This window comes from Bradyrhizobium sacchari (assembly GCF_002068095.1).
GTDB classification, from domain to species: Bacteria; Pseudomonadota; Alphaproteobacteria; order Rhizobiales; family Xanthobacteraceae; genus Bradyrhizobium; species Bradyrhizobium sacchari.
Window position 1 is genome coordinate 467105 of sequence record NZ_LWIG01000007.1, and the last position, 16761, is coordinate 483865.

16 protein-coding genes are annotated in these 16761 nt (G+C 64.9%); 13 read left to right on the plus strand and 3 right to left on the minus strand.

What is annotated here, in order from left to right; all coding sequences use genetic code 11:
- Positions 1-44: 44 nt before the first annotated feature.
- Together A5906_RS08655 and A5906_RS08660 are read left to right on the plus strand one after the other, a co-directional pair.
- Positions 45-1532: an EAL domain-containing protein gene (locus tag A5906_RS08655; RefSeq protein ID WP_080134782.1), complete on the plus strand. Its 1488-nt coding sequence runs from the start codon at positions 45-47 to the stop codon at positions 1530-1532.
- A gap of 15 nt (positions 1533-1547) precedes the next feature.
- Complete coding sequence (locus tag A5906_RS08660) at positions 1548-2402, plus strand: TIGR01459 family HAD-type hydrolase (RefSeq protein ID WP_018648378.1); 855 nt, start codon at positions 1548-1550, stop codon at positions 2400-2402.
- 177 nt (positions 2403-2579) lie between these two features.
- On the opposite strand, the gene A5906_RS08665 is transcribed toward A5906_RS08660, so the two are convergent.
- Positions 2580-2975, minus strand: coding sequence for a response regulator (locus A5906_RS08665; protein ID WP_007596883.1), 396 nt, complete (start codon positions 2973-2975; stop codon positions 2580-2582).
- Positions 2976-3206: 231 nt separating this feature from the next.
- Here A5906_RS08665 and A5906_RS08670 point away from each other — a divergent pair, with 231 nt between their 5' ends.
- The 7 genes from A5906_RS08670 to arfB all read left to right on the plus strand — a co-directional run bounded on the left by A5906_RS08670 (position 3207) and on the right by arfB (position 12378).
- A complete protein-coding gene (locus A5906_RS08670; RefSeq protein WP_080134783.1) occupies positions 3207-4178 on the plus strand; it encodes a bifunctional riboflavin kinase/FAD synthetase in 972 nt (323 codons plus the stop codon).
- A gap of 201 nt (positions 4179-4379) precedes the next feature.
- Positions 4380-7388, plus strand: coding sequence for an isoleucine--tRNA ligase (ileS, locus tag A5906_RS08675; RefSeq protein ID WP_080134784.1), 3009 nt, complete (start codon positions 4380-4382; stop codon positions 7386-7388).
- Positions 7389-7561: 173 nt separating this feature from the next.
- Entirely contained in the window at positions 7562-8056 is a 495-nt protein-coding gene (gene lspA / locus A5906_RS08680) for a signal peptidase II (protein ID WP_080134785.1), read from the plus strand.
- Positions 8057-8152: 96 nt separating this feature from the next.
- A complete protein-coding gene (locus A5906_RS08685) occupies positions 8153-8884 on the plus strand; it encodes a hypothetical protein (RefSeq protein WP_080134786.1) in 732 nt (243 codons plus the stop codon).
- 206 nt (positions 8885-9090) lie between these two features.
- Positions 9091-10479, plus strand: coding sequence for a M16 family metallopeptidase (locus tag A5906_RS08690; RefSeq protein WP_080135236.1), 1389 nt, complete (start codon positions 9091-9093; stop codon positions 10477-10479).
- Positions 10476-11840 carry a M16 family metallopeptidase gene (locus tag A5906_RS08695; protein WP_080134787.1) on the plus strand — a complete coding sequence of 455 codons (1365 nt, stop codon included), beginning with the start codon at positions 10476-10478 and terminating at the stop codon, positions 11838-11840. Before A5906_RS08690 ends, A5906_RS08695 begins: the two co-directional genes overlap by 4 nt.
- 121 nt (positions 11841-11961) lie before the next feature.
- A complete protein-coding gene (arfB, locus tag A5906_RS08700; RefSeq protein WP_080134788.1) occupies positions 11962-12378 on the plus strand; it encodes an alternative ribosome rescue aminoacyl-tRNA hydrolase ArfB in 417 nt (138 codons plus the stop codon).
- Between the two features lie 63 nt (positions 12379-12441).
- Here the strand turns inward: arfB and A5906_RS08705 are convergent, their stop codons facing one another.
- Complete coding sequence (locus A5906_RS08705) at positions 12442-12750, minus strand: hypothetical protein (protein ID WP_080134789.1); 309 nt, start codon at positions 12748-12750, stop codon at positions 12442-12444.
- A gap of 302 nt (positions 12751-13052) precedes the next feature.
- Here A5906_RS08705 and A5906_RS08710 point away from each other — a divergent pair, with 302 nt between their 5' ends.
- Genes A5906_RS08710 through A5906_RS08725 form a run of 4 tightly spaced genes read left to right on the plus strand, consistent with a single transcriptional unit; the run spans position 13053 to position 16049 of the window.
- Complete coding sequence (locus A5906_RS08710; protein ID WP_080134790.1) at positions 13053-13490, plus strand: c-type cytochrome; 438 nt, start codon at positions 13053-13055, stop codon at positions 13488-13490.
- Positions 13466-13861, plus strand: coding sequence for a VOC family protein (locus A5906_RS08715; protein ID WP_080134791.1), 396 nt, complete (start codon positions 13466-13468; stop codon positions 13859-13861). The genes A5906_RS08710 and A5906_RS08715 overlap by 25 nt, the downstream gene beginning before the upstream one ends.
- Before the next feature lie 43 nt (positions 13862-13904).
- Positions 13905-14453 carry a Twin-arginine translocation pathway signal gene (locus tag A5906_RS08720; protein ID WP_080134792.1) on the plus strand — a complete coding sequence of 183 codons (549 nt, stop codon included), beginning with the start codon at positions 13905-13907 and terminating at the stop codon, positions 14451-14453.
- Positions 14454-14480: 27 nt separating this feature from the next.
- Positions 14481-16049 carry a GMC family oxidoreductase gene (locus A5906_RS08725; protein ID WP_080134793.1) on the plus strand — a complete coding sequence of 523 codons (1569 nt, stop codon included), beginning with the start codon at positions 14481-14483 and terminating at the stop codon, positions 16047-16049.
- 316 nt (positions 16050-16365) lie between these two features.
- On the opposite strand, the gene A5906_RS08730 is transcribed toward A5906_RS08725, so the two are convergent.
- A complete protein-coding gene (locus A5906_RS08730; protein ID WP_080134794.1) occupies positions 16366-16683 on the minus strand; it encodes a ribbon-helix-helix domain-containing protein in 318 nt (105 codons plus the stop codon).
- Between the last annotated feature and the right edge of the window lie 78 nt (positions 16684-16761).

Here is a 16761-nt window from a genome sequence, read left to right on the forward strand (position 1 = left end):
TTTTCCCGGGTGAGGCTGTCAGCTCTTGAGGCGTAACGCGCGGCATGATTCGCATTTCGACGATCTTCATCGCCATCTGCATGGTTCTGGTCGCGGCTTCGCTCGGCCTTGTGCTCTACGCGGTCGCCGGCATCAGCGGAACCGAATCCGCGATCGTGGCGCTGACCGCGCTGACCTTCCTGATCCTCTACAATGCGGTGTCGATGCGGCTGCGCGACCGCAGCGACGTCGGCGGCCAGATCGCTGATCTTTCCCGCGGCACCGCCGACCTCGCCCGCCAGGTGGCCGAATTCGGCCGCCGGCTGGCGGCGATGGAGGGGCGCATCGCCTCGTCCAACTCGACCAACTCGGACCGCATCCAGTCGGTGGTCGGCGAGATCAACGAGCTCGGCGGACTGGTCAGGCAGCTCGCTTCGACCGTGTCGGCTCATGAGGACCTGCTGGCTGGTGCCGCGCCTCAGCCTGCGGCAGCGCCGGCGGCGAGACCGGAGGCGGAAGCGCCGATCGACCTGATCGCGCCGTTCGAGGAGCGACAGGCCGCGCCACCGCCGCTTTCCCCCGCGCCTCCGCCTCCCGCGGTGCAGGCGCGGCCGGCCGCACCGGTTCAGCCCCAAAGCGCCGTTCAAACCGCCAACGGACGCAACCAGACCCAATTGCTGGCGACGCTGCGCAACGCGATCGACGAGAACCGCATCGACATCTTCCTCCAGCCGATGGTGACGCTGCCGCAGCGCAAGGTGCGGTTCTACGAGGCCGTGACGCGGGTGCGCGACGAGCGCGACCAGCTGATCGCCGCCGAGGAGTTCATCAGCATCGCCGAGGCCTCGGGGCTGATCGGGCGCATCGACAACATGGTGATGCTGCGCTGCGTGCAGGTGCTGCGGCGCCTGATGGTGCGCAACAAGGATGTCGGCGTGTTCTGCAACGTGGCGGCCTCCACGCTCGGCAATTCCACCACCTTTGCGCAATGCCTCGACTTCCTCGAAGCCAACCGGGCGCTGGCGCCGTCGCTGGTGCTGGAGTTCAAGCAGTCGACCTTCCGCAATCTCGGTCCGGCCGAAACCGAGAACCTTGCCGCGCTCGCCCAGCGCGGCTTCCGCTTCTCGATCGACCATGTCACGGACTTGCGGATCGAGCCGCGCGAGCTCGCCGACCGCGGCGTGCGCTTCATCAAGGTACCGGCCACGCTGCTGCTCGACCCCAGGCAGGCCTCGACCTCCGACATCCATCCGTCCGACCTCTCGGACCTGCTCGGCCGCTTCGGCATCGACCTGATCGCCGAGCGGATCGAGGGCGAGCGCGCCGTGGTCGATCTGCTCGACTATGACGTGCGGTTCGGCCAGGGGTTCCTGTTCGCGCCACCCCGGCCATTGCGGCCGGAGGGGGCATCTGCTACCGGCGGGGCCTCGCCGAACCAGGCGCAGGACACTCAGGGATCCAATGGCTCCGGCACACCAAGCTCAGGCGCGACGTCTTCGGCGCCTCCGCCACAGCGCATCACCGGCAACGCGGCGCTCGCGCGCCGCATCTGATCGGCCGCACGCATCATGACCACGCTGCATTTTGCCGAAAGCCTGCGCGAACTCGTGGGCGGTGTGGACGTCGTGCTCAGCGACATCTGGGGTGTCGTTCACAACGGCCTCGAATCCTTCCCCGAGGCCTGCGAGGCGCTGCACACCTATCGCAGCCGCGGCGGTACGGTGATCCTGATCACCAACGCGCCGCGCCCGGCCGACTCGGTGCAGCGGCAATTGCGCAAGCTTGGTGTCGCCGACGAGACTTATGACGCGATCGTGTCATCGGGCGACCTGACCCGGCTCTATGTCGCCGAGCATCCCGGCCGCAAGATGTTCTGGCTCGGCCCCGAACGCGACAACTCGATCTATCGCGGCCTCGATGCGACGACGGCGCCGCTGGAGGAAGCAGACTACATCGTCTGCACCGGCCTCTATGACGATGAGACCGAGACCGCCGAAGACTATCGCGGCATGATGCTGAAGGCGCGCGAGCGCAAGCTGACGCTGGTCTGCGCCAACCCCGACATCGTGGTGGAGCGCGGCGACCGGCTGATCTATTGCGCCGGCGCGATCGCCGAGCTCTACCGCGAGCTCGGCGGCGAGGTGATCTTCTACGGCAAGCCGCACCGCCCGATCTACGAGCGCGCCATGCGGCTTGCCGGCGAGCGCCAGGGCCACATGATCGACCGGAAGAAGGTTTTGGCGATCGGCGATTCCGTCCGCACTGACCTGACCGGCGCGCGCGAATTCGGCATCGACTGCCTGTTCGTCACCCGCGGCATCCATGCCGAGGAGTTCGAAGGCCTCGACCAGCTCGACCCGGCCTCGGTGATGGAATTGTTCGGCCACCCGCCGAAGGCCTTGATGCGCGAATTGAAATGGTGATGACCGACATCGTCATTCCGGGACGCGCGTAAGCGCGAACCCGGAATCTCGAGATTCTCAGGTGCGCAACTGCGCACCATGGTTCGGTGCTGCGCACCGCCCGCAATGACGGAAGAACGCAGAGAGCCCGGGACGAAGCCCGGGCTCTCCGAATTCACCAAATGGCTTCGATCGCCCTTACGCGCTCGCCATGTCCGGGAAGACCGCCTCGATCTTGGTCTTCAGCGTCGCCGCGTTGAACGGCTTGACGATGTAATTGTTCACGCCGGCCTTCTTGGCCGCGATCACGTTCTCGGTCTTCGATTCCGCCGTGATCATGATGAAGGGCGTGGTGGCGAGATTCGGGTCCGCGCGCACCTCGCGCAGCAGGTCGTAACCCGTCATCGGCTCCATGTTCCAGTCGGAGATCACGAGCCCGTACTTCTTGCCGCGCATCTTGTTCAGTGCCGCCGAACCGTCGCTGGCATCATCGATATTCTCGAAGCCAAGCTGCTTCAGCAGATTCCTGATGATTCGGATCATGGTGCTGTAGTCATCAACCACCAGAACCGACATCGACAAATCAACCGCCATCTCGACTCCCCCAACGCATACCCAGGAATATTACGATCGGAGCTGCCAGGCCGGAGGCCCGTCCAGTTCCACGTTTCAAGGACTAGCACCAAGGCGTTAAACAGCCCGTTAACTGGGGGCGCCCCCGAAGAATTGAAATCGTGTTCAACGGGGCCCTCCTCCCCCGCTTGACTTCATCGGGCGGGTCAAGCCACGGTCCCGGCCGGTCCCGCCGGCTCGAGAATTCCCCTGATGGCCCCGCAATTTACCGTTATTCGCGACACCACGCCGGATTCCGCTATTCCCCGCGGCGCCGTGGTCGCCATGGGCAATTTCGACGGCGTTCATCTCGGCCACCGGGCCGTCATTGCGGCCGCCCTGGAAATGGGCCGGACGCATGGCCGCCCTGCGCTGGCATTGACCTTCGAGCCGCATCCGCGGCGGTTTTTCAGCCCCAATACCCCGCAATTCCGCCTGACGGACGAGCGGGCCAAGCTGCGGCTTCTGGCCGGCACCGGGCTCGCCGGCGCCGTGGTCATGACCTTCGACAAGGCAAGGGCCGGCACCAGCGCGCAAGATTTCATTCACCATGACCTGATCGGACGTCTCGGGGTCAGCGGCATCGCGGTCGGCTACGACTTCCATTTCGGCAAGGGGCGGGTCGGCTCGCCGAGCCTTCTGGTCAATGAGGCGCCCCGGCTCGGCATCGAGGTCGACGTGCAGCCGCATGTCGATATCGACGAGCGGCCGGTGTCCTCCAGCGCGATCCGGATCGCGCTTGCCGAAGGCCTCCTCGACGACGCCACGACCATGCTGGGCGCGCCCTGGTTCGTCACCGGCGAGGTGATCCATGGCGAGAAGCGCGGCCGCGACCTCGGTTACCCCACCGCCAATATCCGCCTGGACGCCAATTGCGGCCTCAAGCACGGCATCTACGCGGTGCGGGTCGGCCGCGGACCTGAACGGCTCGATGGGGTGGCCAGCTTCGGCCGCCGCCCGACCTTTGATAATGGCGCCCCACTCCTCGAAATCTTCCTGTTCGACTTCAAGGGCGACCTCTACGGGCAGGCGCTGGACTGCGCCTTTGTCGGCTTCATCCGCGAGGAGCTGAAATTCGACAGTCTGGAGGCCCTGATCCGCCAGATGGACGACGATTCCGCCCGCGCCCGTACCATGCTGGCCGCCGCCCCGGACGCGTTTCCTCGGCTGGGCGCGATCGACTGAGGCCGAAGCCGGCCTGCCGGACCTTTGCGCTTCCCCCGCTCGGCTGCTATGGAGAGCCCATGTTTGCGCGGCGCATCATAGGGATTAGCGGCCCGGCTTCCGCCTGAGCTTTTGGCTCGGCGCAAGACCGGGATTTTGTCGTTTCACCCCGCGATTCCATGTCGCCATCCGTTCCCGCGCCCTTCCGAGCCAGTCAGCCTCATGTCCGAAAAGCCGCAAAAGTCCCAAAAGACCGAAGCCAACGACTATTCCAAAACCCTATTCCTGCCGCAGACCGAATTCCCGATGCGCGCCGGCCTGCCGCAGCGCGAGCCGGAGATCCTGAAATACTGGAACGACATCGGCCTCTACGACAAGCTGCGCCAGGCGGCCCAGGGGCGCGACAAGTTCGTGCTGCATGACGGCCCGCCCTACGCCAACGGCAACATCCATATCGGGCACGCGCTGAACAAGATCCTCAAGGACGTCGTGACCAAGAGTCAGCAGATGCTCGGCTTCGACTCCAACTACGTGCCTGGCTGGGACTGCCACGGCCTGCCGATCGAATGGAAGATCGAGGAGGAGAATTATCGCAAGAAGGGCAAGCAGAAGCCCGATTTCCGCGACTCCGCCGCGATGGTGGCCTTCCGAAAGGAGTGCCGCGCCTATGCGACCCACTGGATCAACGTGCAGCGCGAGGAATTCAAGCGCCTCGGCATCATCGGCGACTGGGATCATCCCTACCAGACGATGAGCTATCCCGCCGAGGCGCAGATCGCGCGCGAACTGATGAAGTTCGCGGCCAACGGCACGCTGTATCGCGGCTCCAAGCCGGTGATGTGGAGCGTGGTCGAGAAGACCGCGCTCGCCGAAGCTGAAGTCGAGTACGAGGACTACACCTCCGACATGGTGTGGGTGAAATTCCCCGTGACCTCGCCGGCCCACGGCGTGCTGGCCTCTGCCAGCGTCGTGATCTGGACCACCACGCCCTGGACGCTGCCGGGCAACCGCGCCATCTCGTTCTCACCGAAGATCGCCTATGGCCTCTACAAGGTGACGGATGCGCCCGCGGACAATTGGGCCCGGAACGGCGATCTCCTGATCCTGGCCGACGCGCTGGCCGCGGACGTGTTCAAGCAGGCGCGCGTCACGGCTTACGAGAAGGTGCGCGACATTCCCGGCGACACGCTGGACGCCGTCGAATGCGCTCATCCCCTGCGCGGGCTCGGCGGCGGCTACGAGTTCATCGTGCCGCTGCTCGCCGGCGAGCATGTCACCGATGATACCGGTACCGGCTTCGTGCACACCGCGCCGAGCCACGGCCGCGAGGACTTCGACGTCTGGATGGCCAACACCCGCGAACTCGATGCGCGCGGCATCCCGACCGCGATCCCCTACACCGTCGACGAGAACGGCGCCTATACCGCGCAGGCCCCCGGCTTCACCGGCAAGCGCGTGCTCAACGACAAGGGCGAGAAGGGCGACGCCAACGAGGCGGTGATCAAGGCGCTGATCGAGGGCGGCAAGCTGCTCGCGCGTGGCCGCCTCAAGCATCAGTATCCGCATTCGTGGCGCTCGAAGAAGCCGGTGATCTTCCGCAACACGCCGCAATGGTTCATCGCGATGGACAAGGACATCAGCGAGGACGGCCACGCGAAGAAGGGCGACACGCTACGCGCCCGCGCGCTGCACGCGATCTCGGTCACGCAATGGGTGCCGCCGTCGGGCGAGAACCGCATCAACGGCATGATCGCCAACCGTCCGGACTGGGTGATCTCGCGCCAGCGTGCCTGGGGCGTGCCGATCGCCGTGTTCGTGCGCGAAAAGAGCGACGGCTCGGCCGAGATCCTGCAGGACGAGATCGTCAATCAGCGCATCACCGAAGCCTTCATGGAGGAAGGCGCGGACGCCTGGTACATGGATGGCGCCCGCGAGCGCTTCCTCGGCTCGCGCGCGAACGAGGACTGGAAGAAGGTCGACGACATCTGCGACGTCTGGTTCGATTCCGGCTCCACCCACGCGTTCGTGCTCGAGGATCGACAGAACTTCCCACAGCTCGGCAACATCGTCCGCAAGGTCGACGGCGGCAACGACACCGTGATGTATCTCGAAGGCAGCGACCAGCATCGCGGCTGGTTCCATTCCTCGCTGCTGGAAAGCGCCGGCACGCGCGGCCGCGCGCCCTACGACATCGTGCTCACCCACGGCTTCACGCTCGACGAAAACGGCCGCAAGATGTCGAAGTCGCTCGGCAACACCGTCGAGCCGCAGAAGGTCATCAAGGATTCGGGCGCGGACATCCTGCGCCTGTGGGTCTGCGCCACCGACTACGCCGACGACCAGCGCATCGGCCCTGAGATCCTGAAGAACACGATCGAGACCTATCGCAAGCTGCGCAACTCGATCCGCTGGATGCTCGGGACGCTGCATCATTTCAAGGCGAGCGAGAAGGTCGCTTATGCCGAGATGCCCGAGCTCGAGCGGTTGATGCTGCACGAACTGGCCGGCCATGCCGAGACCATTCGCAAGGCCTATGCCGCGTTCGACTACAAGACCGTGGTCGCGAGCCTTTCGGCCTTCATGAACTCCGAGCTGTCGGCGTTCTATTTCGACATCCGCAAGGACACGCTGTATTGCGACCCGCCGTCCTCGCTGGCGCGCAAGGCGGCGCTGACCGCGATCGACATGCTGTGCGATGCTCTCCTCAAATGGCTCGCGCCGATCCTGAGCTTCACGACCGACGAAGCCTGGCGAATGTTCCGCCCCAACGCGGAGCCCTCGGTCCATTTGACCCTGTTCCCTGCGGATATCGAAAAGCTCCGCGACGACAAGCTCGCCGCGAAATGGGAGACGATCCGCAATGTCCGCCGCGTCGTCACCGGCGCACTCGAGCTCGAACGCGCCGCCAAGAACATCGGCTCGTCGCTCGAAGCCTCGCCGGTGATCTACATCGCCGACCGGAATGTGCTGATGACGCTGTTCGACACCGACCTCGCCGAGGTCTGCATCACCTCGAACTACGAGGTGCGTGAGGGCGAGGCGCCGGCTTCGGCGTTCCGTCTCGATGCGGTGCCCGGCGTAGCCGTCGTGGTCGAGAAGGCGGTCGGCACCAAATGCGCCCGCTCCTGGAAGATTTCGCCGACCGTCGGCGAAGACCCCGAATATCCCGACGTCACCCCGCGCGACGCGCAAGCGCTGCGCGAATGGAAGGCACTGGGAGTTAGCCTTTAACTCACTGTCGTCCCGGCCTGGTGCGCAATTGCGTAGGGGGCCGGGACCCATAACCACGGCAACCAATCGTCGCGAAGGCTGATGACTCCTAGTCATTCCAACAACAACCGCCGCGGAGTATGGGTCCCGGCCTTCGCCGGGACGACGGCGGTGTTTGCGGCAGACATGCCGGCATGACCCCTCTTCGCGCCGGCATCCTCGCGGCCGTGGTTACGGTCATCCTCGACCAGGCCTCAAAGCTCTGGCTCTTGAACGGATTCGACCTCGCCCATCGCGGCGTGGTGAGGGTGACGCCGTTCTTCGACCTGGTGCTGGCCTGGAACATCGGCATCAGCTTCGGCTGGCTCCAGAACGACGGCCAGGCGGCGCAGATCGCGCTGATGGCGGTCAAGGTCATTGCCGTGGTTGCGCTGGCGATCTGGATGGCCCGGTCGCACACCCTGCTGGCCACGATCGCGCTCGGGCTCATTATCGGGGGCGCCATCGGCAACGGCATCGACCGCCTGGCCTATGGCGCGGTGGTCGATTTCGCCCTGTTTCACATCGATATCGGCGGAAATACCTATAATTGGTACGTGTTTAACCTCGCGGACGTGGCCATCGTTGCTGGGGTGGCGGGGCTATTGTATGATTCCTTCCTGGGGGTACCCGCCGCAAAAGCGCCCTGATCCCGGCCGATATGACCGGCAGGTGGAACCTTGCTTTTGCGAGGGTTTAAGCCGCGTGCGAGCGGCAAACTGCCACAATTTGGAACAGGTACAGCGATGCGCAGCTCGAAGACCAGCGGTTCGATGGTTCGAGATCCCCGGTCGGGGTTTTGGCGGGCATTGAAATTATCCGCCGTCGCGCTCGGCATCGGTCTCGTCATGTCGGCAGGTGCGGCCCGCGCCGGTGACGACGGCGACGAAGACGACGACATGACCTTCGAAGAGCGGCTCATCGACAATCTGATGTCCGGCATCGGCGCCAAGAGCATGGAGAAGAAGGGCATCGAGTACCGCGAGCGGTCACCGCTGGTGGTGCCACCCAAGCTCGACCTGCCGCCGCCCGCCGGAACCGAAGCCAAGAACGCGCCGAACTGGCCGAAGGACCCCGACGAGAAGCGCCGCAAGGAAGCGATTGCCGCGCGCAAGAAGGCGGTCAAGGCGACGGAGAACTGGCAGGCCGCCCAGCCGCTGACGCCCGCCGAGATGAAGGCCGGCCAGGTCGCAGCTCCCGAGCGCACGAGCAACGATCCGATCCAGCCGGGCACCAACGCCAACCCCTCGCTCAGCCCCGCCCAGCTCGGCTACACCGGCGGGCTGTGGAACATGATGAAGGGCGTCGGCGGCACCCCCGAAGAGAAGAAATTCACCAGCGAGCCGCCGCGCCAGTCACTGGTCGAGCCGCCGCCGGGATACCAGACGCCGTCGCCGAACTATGCCTATGGCGCGGGCAAGGACACGACGAAAAAGACCTATTTCGACATCATGTCCGGCAAGGACAAGGAGCAATAAGCTCGTTGCCCGGCGCAACATCCTGACAGGCGAACCCGGCGCCGGCGGCTGATGCACGCCGGACGCGGTCTATGAATTGCCAATCAGTAACTTGCCTACGCGTTGAGTTCTCTGCTTCGTGAGGCGAAGCCTCAGCCGCACGGTGTACCATGCCGTGCCTTCCTTCCGAGCCGGACATCCGGGCTCGGCCTGTCATAAGGATCATGATGTCCGTCAAACGATCGGCTGCCCGCCTTCTTGCCGCGCTGCTTTCGACGAGCGTCCTCTCAGCCGGCGCCGTCGCCCAGACCACGGTGACATCGGCCCCGCCCGCCAGCTTCACGCTCGGCAACGGCATGCAGGTCGTGGTCATCCCGGATCACCGCACACCCGTCGTCACCGAGATGATCTGGTACAAGGTCGGCTCGGCCGACGAGACGCCGGGCAAATCCGGGCTCGCGCATTTCCTCGAGCACCTGATGTTCAAGGGCACCTCGAAGCATCCGGTCGGCGAATTCTCCCAGACCGTGCTTCGCGTCGGCGGCAACGAGAACGCCTCGACCTCGGTCGACTACACCAACTACTACCAGCGCGTGCCGAAGGAGCAGCTGCCGACCATGATGGAGTTCGAGGCCGATCGCATGACCGGCCTCATCCTCAAGGACGAGAACGTGCTGCCCGAGCGTGACGTGGTGCTCGAAGAGTACAACATGCGCGTCGCCAACAATCCCGAGGCGCGGCTCAACGAGCAGATCATGGCCGCGCTCTATCTCAATCATCCCTATGGCCGGCCGGTGATCGGCTGGCACCAGGAGATCGAGAAGCTCGACCGCGAGGATGCGCTGGCGTTCTACCGCCGCTTCTATGCGCCGAACAACGCGATCCTGGTCATTGCCGGCGACGTCGAGGCCGCCGACATCCGTCCGCTGGTCGAGCGCAATTTCGGCTCCATCCCGGCACAGCCTGCGATCCCGGCGCGTCGCATCCGCCCGCAGGAGCCGGAGCCGGCCGCTCCGCGCACCGTCACGCTGGCCGACCCGCGCGTCGAGCAGCCGAGCCTGCGCCGCTATTATCTGGCGCCTTCCGCAACCACGGCCGCAGCCGGCGAGAGCGCGGCCCTCGACGTGCTGGCGCAGCTGATGGGCAGCGGCAGCAACTCCTACCTCTACCGCGCGCTCGTCGTCGACAAGCCGCTCGCGGTCTCCGCCAGCGCCAGCTATTCGAGCATCTCGCTCGACCCGACCCAGTTCGCGGTCTCGGCTGCGCCGAAACCCGGCGTCAGCTTCACCGAGGTCGAGCAGGTGATCGACGGCGTCATCGCCGACATCGCGCAGAACCCGATCCGCGCCGAGGATCTGGAGCGCGTGAAGACCCAGCTCATTGCCGAGGCGATCTATGCCCAGGACAACCAGGCCGTGCTGGCGCGCTGGTATGGCGGCGCGCTGACCACGGGCCTGTCGATCGAGGACATCAGGAGCTGGCCCGACCGCATCCGCGCGGTCACCGCCGAACAGGTGCGCGCCGTCGCGCAGAAATGGCTCGAGAAGAAGCGCTCGGTGACCGGCTACCTGATCAAGGACCCTGCAGCCGCCAAGCGCGAGGAGAAGCGTTCGTGACCTATCCCTTCCTTCGACGCGTTGCCTTCTCTGTCGCGACCGGCGCGGCGCTCGTGCTCACCGCTGTCTCTCCTTCACAGGCGGCGGCAAAGATCCAGCGCCTGGTCTCGCCCGGTGGCATCGAGGCCTGGTTCGTGCAGGACGCGACGGTGCCGCTGATCGCCATGGAATATTCCTTTGCCGGCGGCTCGGCCCAGGATCCCAAGGACAAGTCGGGCGTCGCCAATCTGGTCGGCGACCTGCTCGACGAAGGCTCCGGCGATCTCGACTCCAAGACCTTCCACGAGCGGCTCGACCGCCGCGCCATCGAGCTCTCCTTCAGCGCCAGCCGCGACAGCTTCCGCGGCAGCCTGCGCATGCTGCGCGACAACAAGGATGAGGCCTTCGACCTGCTCAGGATGGCGCTGACCTCGCCGCATTTCGACACCGCCGACGTCGAGCGCATCCGCTCGCAGGTGATCTCGGGCCTGCGCCGCGAGACCACCAATCCGTCGTCGCTGGCGAGCCGCAAGTTCCTGGAGGTCGCCTTCGGCGACCATCCCTATGGCCGGCAGAGCAACGGCACGCTGGAGAGCGTGCCGACCATCGGGGTCGCCGACCTCAAGGACTATGTCGGCCGCGTGCTCGCCAGGGACGGGCTGAAAGTCGCTGTGGTCGGCGACGTCGATCCTGAGACCCTCGGCAAGCTGCTCGATCACACCTTTGGCAGCCTGCCCGCCAAGGCCAATCTGACGCCGGTCGCCGACGTCGAGGCGGCCAAGCCGCCGCAGCGCGCCTTCGTGCCGCTCGAGGTGCCGCAGACCGTGATCACCTTCGGCGGCCCCGGCGTGAAGCGCAGCGACCCCAACTTCATGGCGGCCTACGTCGTCAACCACATCCTCGGCGGCGGCGGACTGTCCTCGCGGCTCTATCGCGAGGTTCGCGAGAAGCGGGGCCTGGCCTATTCGGTGTTCGAATCCCTGCTCTGGATGGAGCATTCGGCGGTTTTCATCGGCAATACCGGCACTCGCGCCGACCGCGCCGGCGACACCATCGATGCCATTGAGAAGGAGGTGCGCCGCATCGCTGAGGAGGGCCCGACGCAGAAGGAACTCGACGAGGCCAAGTCGTACCTCAAGGGCTCCCAGATGCTGGCGCTCGACACCTCCTCCAAGCTGGCGCAGGCGCTGCTGCAGTACCAGCAGGACAAGCTGCCGATCGACTACATCGAGAGGCGCAATGCCATCGTCGATGCGGTGACGCTGGATGATGCCAAGGCCGCCGCCAAGCGGCTCTGGGGCCAGGGCCTGCTCACCGTCGTCGTCGGACGCACCCCCCAGGCCGCCGCGCAGCCCGCGGCCATGGCGCCGAAATCGAACTGACGTCTTCTCTATAGGCCTCCTGAATGGCCGGGCTCGCCCCGGCCATTTGCGTTTCGGGAGCAGCGCCATTGCTGAAGGCTGATGTCCGCGGTATGTCCGGGGCATCACGAATGGTGCCATCATGCTGCGGATATCCCGCGATCTCGTCATCGACGAGGACGACATCGAGATCGGCTTCGTCCGCGCTTCCGGCCCGGGCGGGCAAAACGTCAACAAGGTCGCAACCTCCGCGCAGCTCCGCTTCGACACGGGCAAGCTGACCCTGCCCGAGGACGCGGCGATCCGGCTCGCCCGCATCGCTGGCCAGCGCATGACCAAGGACGGCGTCATCGTCATCCACGCCCAGCGCTTCCGGACCCAGGAGCGCAACCGGCAGGATGCCATCGATCGCCTCGTGGAGATCCTCAAAGAGGCCATGGTGCGGCCGACGCCGCGGCGCGCGACGCGGCCGACCTACGCCTCCAAGCAGCGCCGGCTCGACGGCAAGAAGCGCCGCAGCGACGTCAAGGCCGGGCGTGGCGGCCGCTTCGACGACTAATTGGCACGGCAAAAAAACTCCGGCCGCAAGGCGACCGGAGTCTTGCCGGTTTACCCGGCGAGATCAGTAACGCTTGGACGGCGCTGCGCCGCCTGTCGTGGAATCGTCGGCCGTTCCCTTGTGCGCCGCGCTACCTGTGGTGCCGACCGTGCCTCGGGTGCCCTTGGTTGACTTCATGCCGGGCTTCTCACTCGCTGCGCCCGGCTGAGCATCCATGTCCTCATCGCCACTGCCCATCGTGCCGCCTTGCATGGGTTTGCTTTGCACGGTGCCGCCAGGCCTGGCGCCAGACGACGTCCCTTGCGCGAGAACGGGCGTCGCAATGAGGGCCGCGAGAGCGCATGCGATTGCAGAGGTCTTCACCAACTTCATCCATTATCTCCTGGATTTTTCGCGATGAACCGTTCGGCTGCGTTCTGCGCCGTTCGCCTGCACCGGACCGGTTCATCGCATAGACAGTTCGAACGGCGCGGTGTTGATGCAATCCGCGCCGTGTGGTGATCGTTTAGGGTTTTCGCGGCGGTTTCGCGGAATTGTGCTCCGCATATAAGGCAGCGCGGAACATCACGCATCACAAGCCTCTCCGCGCGCAGCGAAACAGCCCGCTACTACCACCGGATGTTTGGTCGCGCCTAGTGTTTGCGCACATTGATTGAGATGGCGGATTCTTGGCGATGCGCGTGGTCCTGCTGGGAGTGTGCACCGCGTTGGTGCTGGTGGTGCCGGTTGCCGATGCGCAAATGCCGTTGTCGGCCGCAAAGCCGCCGGATGGTGCCGCATTGTTCAAGCAGCAATGCGCGGTGTGTCACACCTTGAGCCTGTCTGAGCCGATGCGGCAAGGCCCGCCTCTGGTCAAGGTCGTCGGCCGGCCCGCAGGCAAGGTCGAGGGCTTCCATTATTCGGACGGCCTCGCCAAGGCGAATTTCGCCTGGGATGAGACCCGGCTCGATGCGTGGCTGGCCAATCCGCAAGCCGTCATTCCCGGCGTGATCATGGCGTACCGGCAAGCCAAGCCGGAGACGCGCGCCGCGATCATCGCCTTTCTCAAGGAGCAGAGATCATCGCCTTTCTCAAGGAGCAGAACTGAATGGCAAAGCCGGTGCATTCCATGATCCGCGTGCGCGACGAGGCGCGCTCACTCGACTTCTACAGGCGCGCCTTTGGCCTGAAGGTTGCCGACCATCTGAAGTTTTCCGACTTTGCCCTGATCTATCTGCGTCACCCCTCCTCACCTTTCGAGGTGGAGCTGACGGTCAATTTCGATCGCAAGGAGCCGTACGTGCTCGGCGACGGCTATGGCCATCTCGCCGTGGTGGTCGAGGATCTCGATGCCGAGCATGCCCGCTTCGAGCGCGAGAAGCTCGCGCCGGGGCCGCTGCGCGACTTCAAGCACGACGGCAGGACGCTGGCGCGCTTCTTCTTCGTCAGCGATCCCGACGGCTACAAGATCGAGGTGATCCAGCGGGGCGGACGCTTCGGCTGATCACATCACAAAAACCAAATCACAAAAATGACGGAGGAATGTCATGAGAGAAGTCGATCGTCGAAGCAAGCACAGCCGCCGCGTTTTTCTCAAGGGCGTGGCAACCGCCGTGCCGGTCGTCGCTGTCGCAACCAGCGCCGCCGTCGGCATCGAGGACGCCTGGGCCGATGATGCGAGCGCGCTTTCGCCCGCGACGATGAAGACGCTGCTGAAGGTCGCGCGCGACATCTATCCGCACGATGTGCTCGGCGACAGCTATTACATCACCGCAATCAAACCGTGGGACGGCAAGGCGGCGAAGGATCCCGCCGTCAAATCGCTGATCAGCGACGGCATCAGCCGCCTCGACCAAAACGCGCGCGACCGGCACAAGGTGGCCTATGCCGAAGTGCCCTGGGAAGCCGACCGCGTGGTGCTGCTGAAGGAGATCGAGGCAAGCGACTTCTTCCAGAAGGTGCGCGGCGACCTCGTCGTCTCGCTCTACAACCAGAAAGAGGTCTGGCCGCGGTTCGGCTACGAGGGGTCCTCCGCCGAGCATGGCGGCTACATCAACCGCGGCTTCGCCGACATCGACTGGCTGCCGAAGGCTTAAGTCACCCAACGGTTCAGGAGAACGCATATGGCAAAATTCGATCTGAACGATTCCAGCGTTGTGGTGATCGTCGGTTCCGGTGCCGGCGGCGGCACGCTGGGCAACGAGCTCGCGCAGAAGGGCGTCAAGGTTGTCATCCTGGAAGCAGGTCCGCGCATCGAGAACCATGATTTCATCAACGACGAGTGGGAGAGCTTTTCCCAGCTTGCCTGGACCGACGCGCGTACCACGTCGGGAACGTGGCGCGTCGCCAAGGATTTTTCCGGCCTGCCCGCATGGATCGTTAAGGCGGTCGGCGGCTCCACGACACATTGGGCCGGCGCCTCGCTGCGCTTCGACGAGCACGAGTTCAGGGTGAAGAGCACCTACGGCAACATTCCCGGCGCGAACTTGCTGGACTGGCCGGTCACGCTCGCCGAGATGGAGCCGTGGTACGCCAAGGCCGAGAACAAGATGGGCGTGACCCGCACCAACGGCATTCCCGGACTTCCCGGCAATAATAACTTCAAGGTGCTGGAGGCCGGCGCGAAGAAGCTCGGCTACAAGACCGTGCACACCGGCAACATGGCGATCAACAGCCAGCCGCGCGACGGACGCGGCTCCTGCCAGCAGATCGGCTTCTGCTTCCAGGGCTGCAAATCCGGCGCGAAATGGTCGACGCTCTACACCGAGATCCCCAAGGGCGAGGCGACCGGAAATCTCGAAGTGCGGCCCAGCAGCATGGCCGTCAAGATCGAGCATGATTCCAGCGGCAAGGTGACCGGCGTCGTCTACGCCGACGAGACCGGCGCGATGCAACGCCAGAAGGCGCGCATCGTCGCGGTCGCAGGCAATTCGATCGAGAGCCCACGACTGCTGCTCAACAGCGCCTCGACCATGTTTCCCGACGGTCTCGCCAATTCATCGGGACAAGTCGGCCGCAACTACATGCGCCACATGACCGGCAGCGTCTATGCCGTGTTCGAGAAGTCGGTGCACATGTATCGCGGCACCACCATGGCCGGCATCATCCGTGACGAAGCCGCCAACGACCCGAAGCGCGGCTTCGTCGGCGGCTACGAGATGGAGACGCTGTCGATCGGCCTGCCCTTCATGGCGGCGTTCCTCAATCCCGGCGCCTGGGGCCGTTCGTTCACCTCAGCGCTCGACGGCTATCCCCGGATGGCCGGCATGTGGCTAGTCGGCGAGGACATGCCGCAGGAGACCAACCGCATCACGCTCGATGCGGTCGTGAAGGACAAGTTCGGCCAGCCGGTCGCGAGCGTGCATTTCGACGACCATCCCAACGACGTCGCGATGCGCGCGCATGCCTACAAGCAGGGCGCGGCGGTGTACGACGCCGTCGGCGCCACCGTGACCTATCCGACGCCGCCCTATCCGAGCACGCACAATCTCGGCACCAACCGGATGAGCGAGAAGCCGCGCGACGGCGTGGTCAACAAGTTCGGGCAGAGCCACGACATCAAGAACCTGTTCGTCTCCGACGGCAGCCAGTTCACCAGCGGCGCGGCCTGCAACCCGACACTGACCATCGTCGCGCTGGCGATCCGGCAGGCTGATTACATTGCGGGGGCGATGCAGAAGAAGGAGATTTGAGGCCTGATTTGGCAGACCGTCTCTCTCCGCCCGTCATTGCGAGCGAAGCGAAGCAATCCCAGACTGCCGACGCGGAAAGATTCTGGATTGCTTCGTCGCAAGCGCTCAGCGCAATGGCGAAGTGGAGGGAGTCCCGCAGCCCGATGGACGACGTTGAGAGGGGACGCACATCCAGACCCAAGGTGTCGTCCCGGCGAAGGCCGGGACCCACAACCACCACAGGGCCCAGTTTGGCGAAGATTGGTCGTTCGGCTACCCACAGTCGATAGGTTTCGCGGTATGGGTCCTGGCTTTCACGACGGCGGGGGGGCGGAAGCTATTCGGCCGCGTCGAGAATGGGCGTCACCGTGGCCTTGAACTCCTGCACCGGCGCAATCGCCTTGGAGCGGTAAATCAAACACGAGCAGCGCAAGAGCGAAGCGAAATTGTTGACCTCGCCGTGATGGTCGAGCACCTCGTTGTAGAGCGTGGTCAGGAACTTGCCGACGCTCATGCCCTCCTTGGCCGCGATCTCCTCCAGCGTGTCCCAGAATGCCATCTCCAGCCGGATCGAGGTGCAGTGCCCGCCGATCCGTAAAGACCGGGTCTGGGATTCGTAGTCGCGTTGGGGCTGATGCGCGAAGAGATGGCACATGGCGTCCTCCCGTCCTGTTGCCGTTTTTTCACGATGGTACACCGCGGCCCGGCACCCCACAATCAGAACGCTCACCGG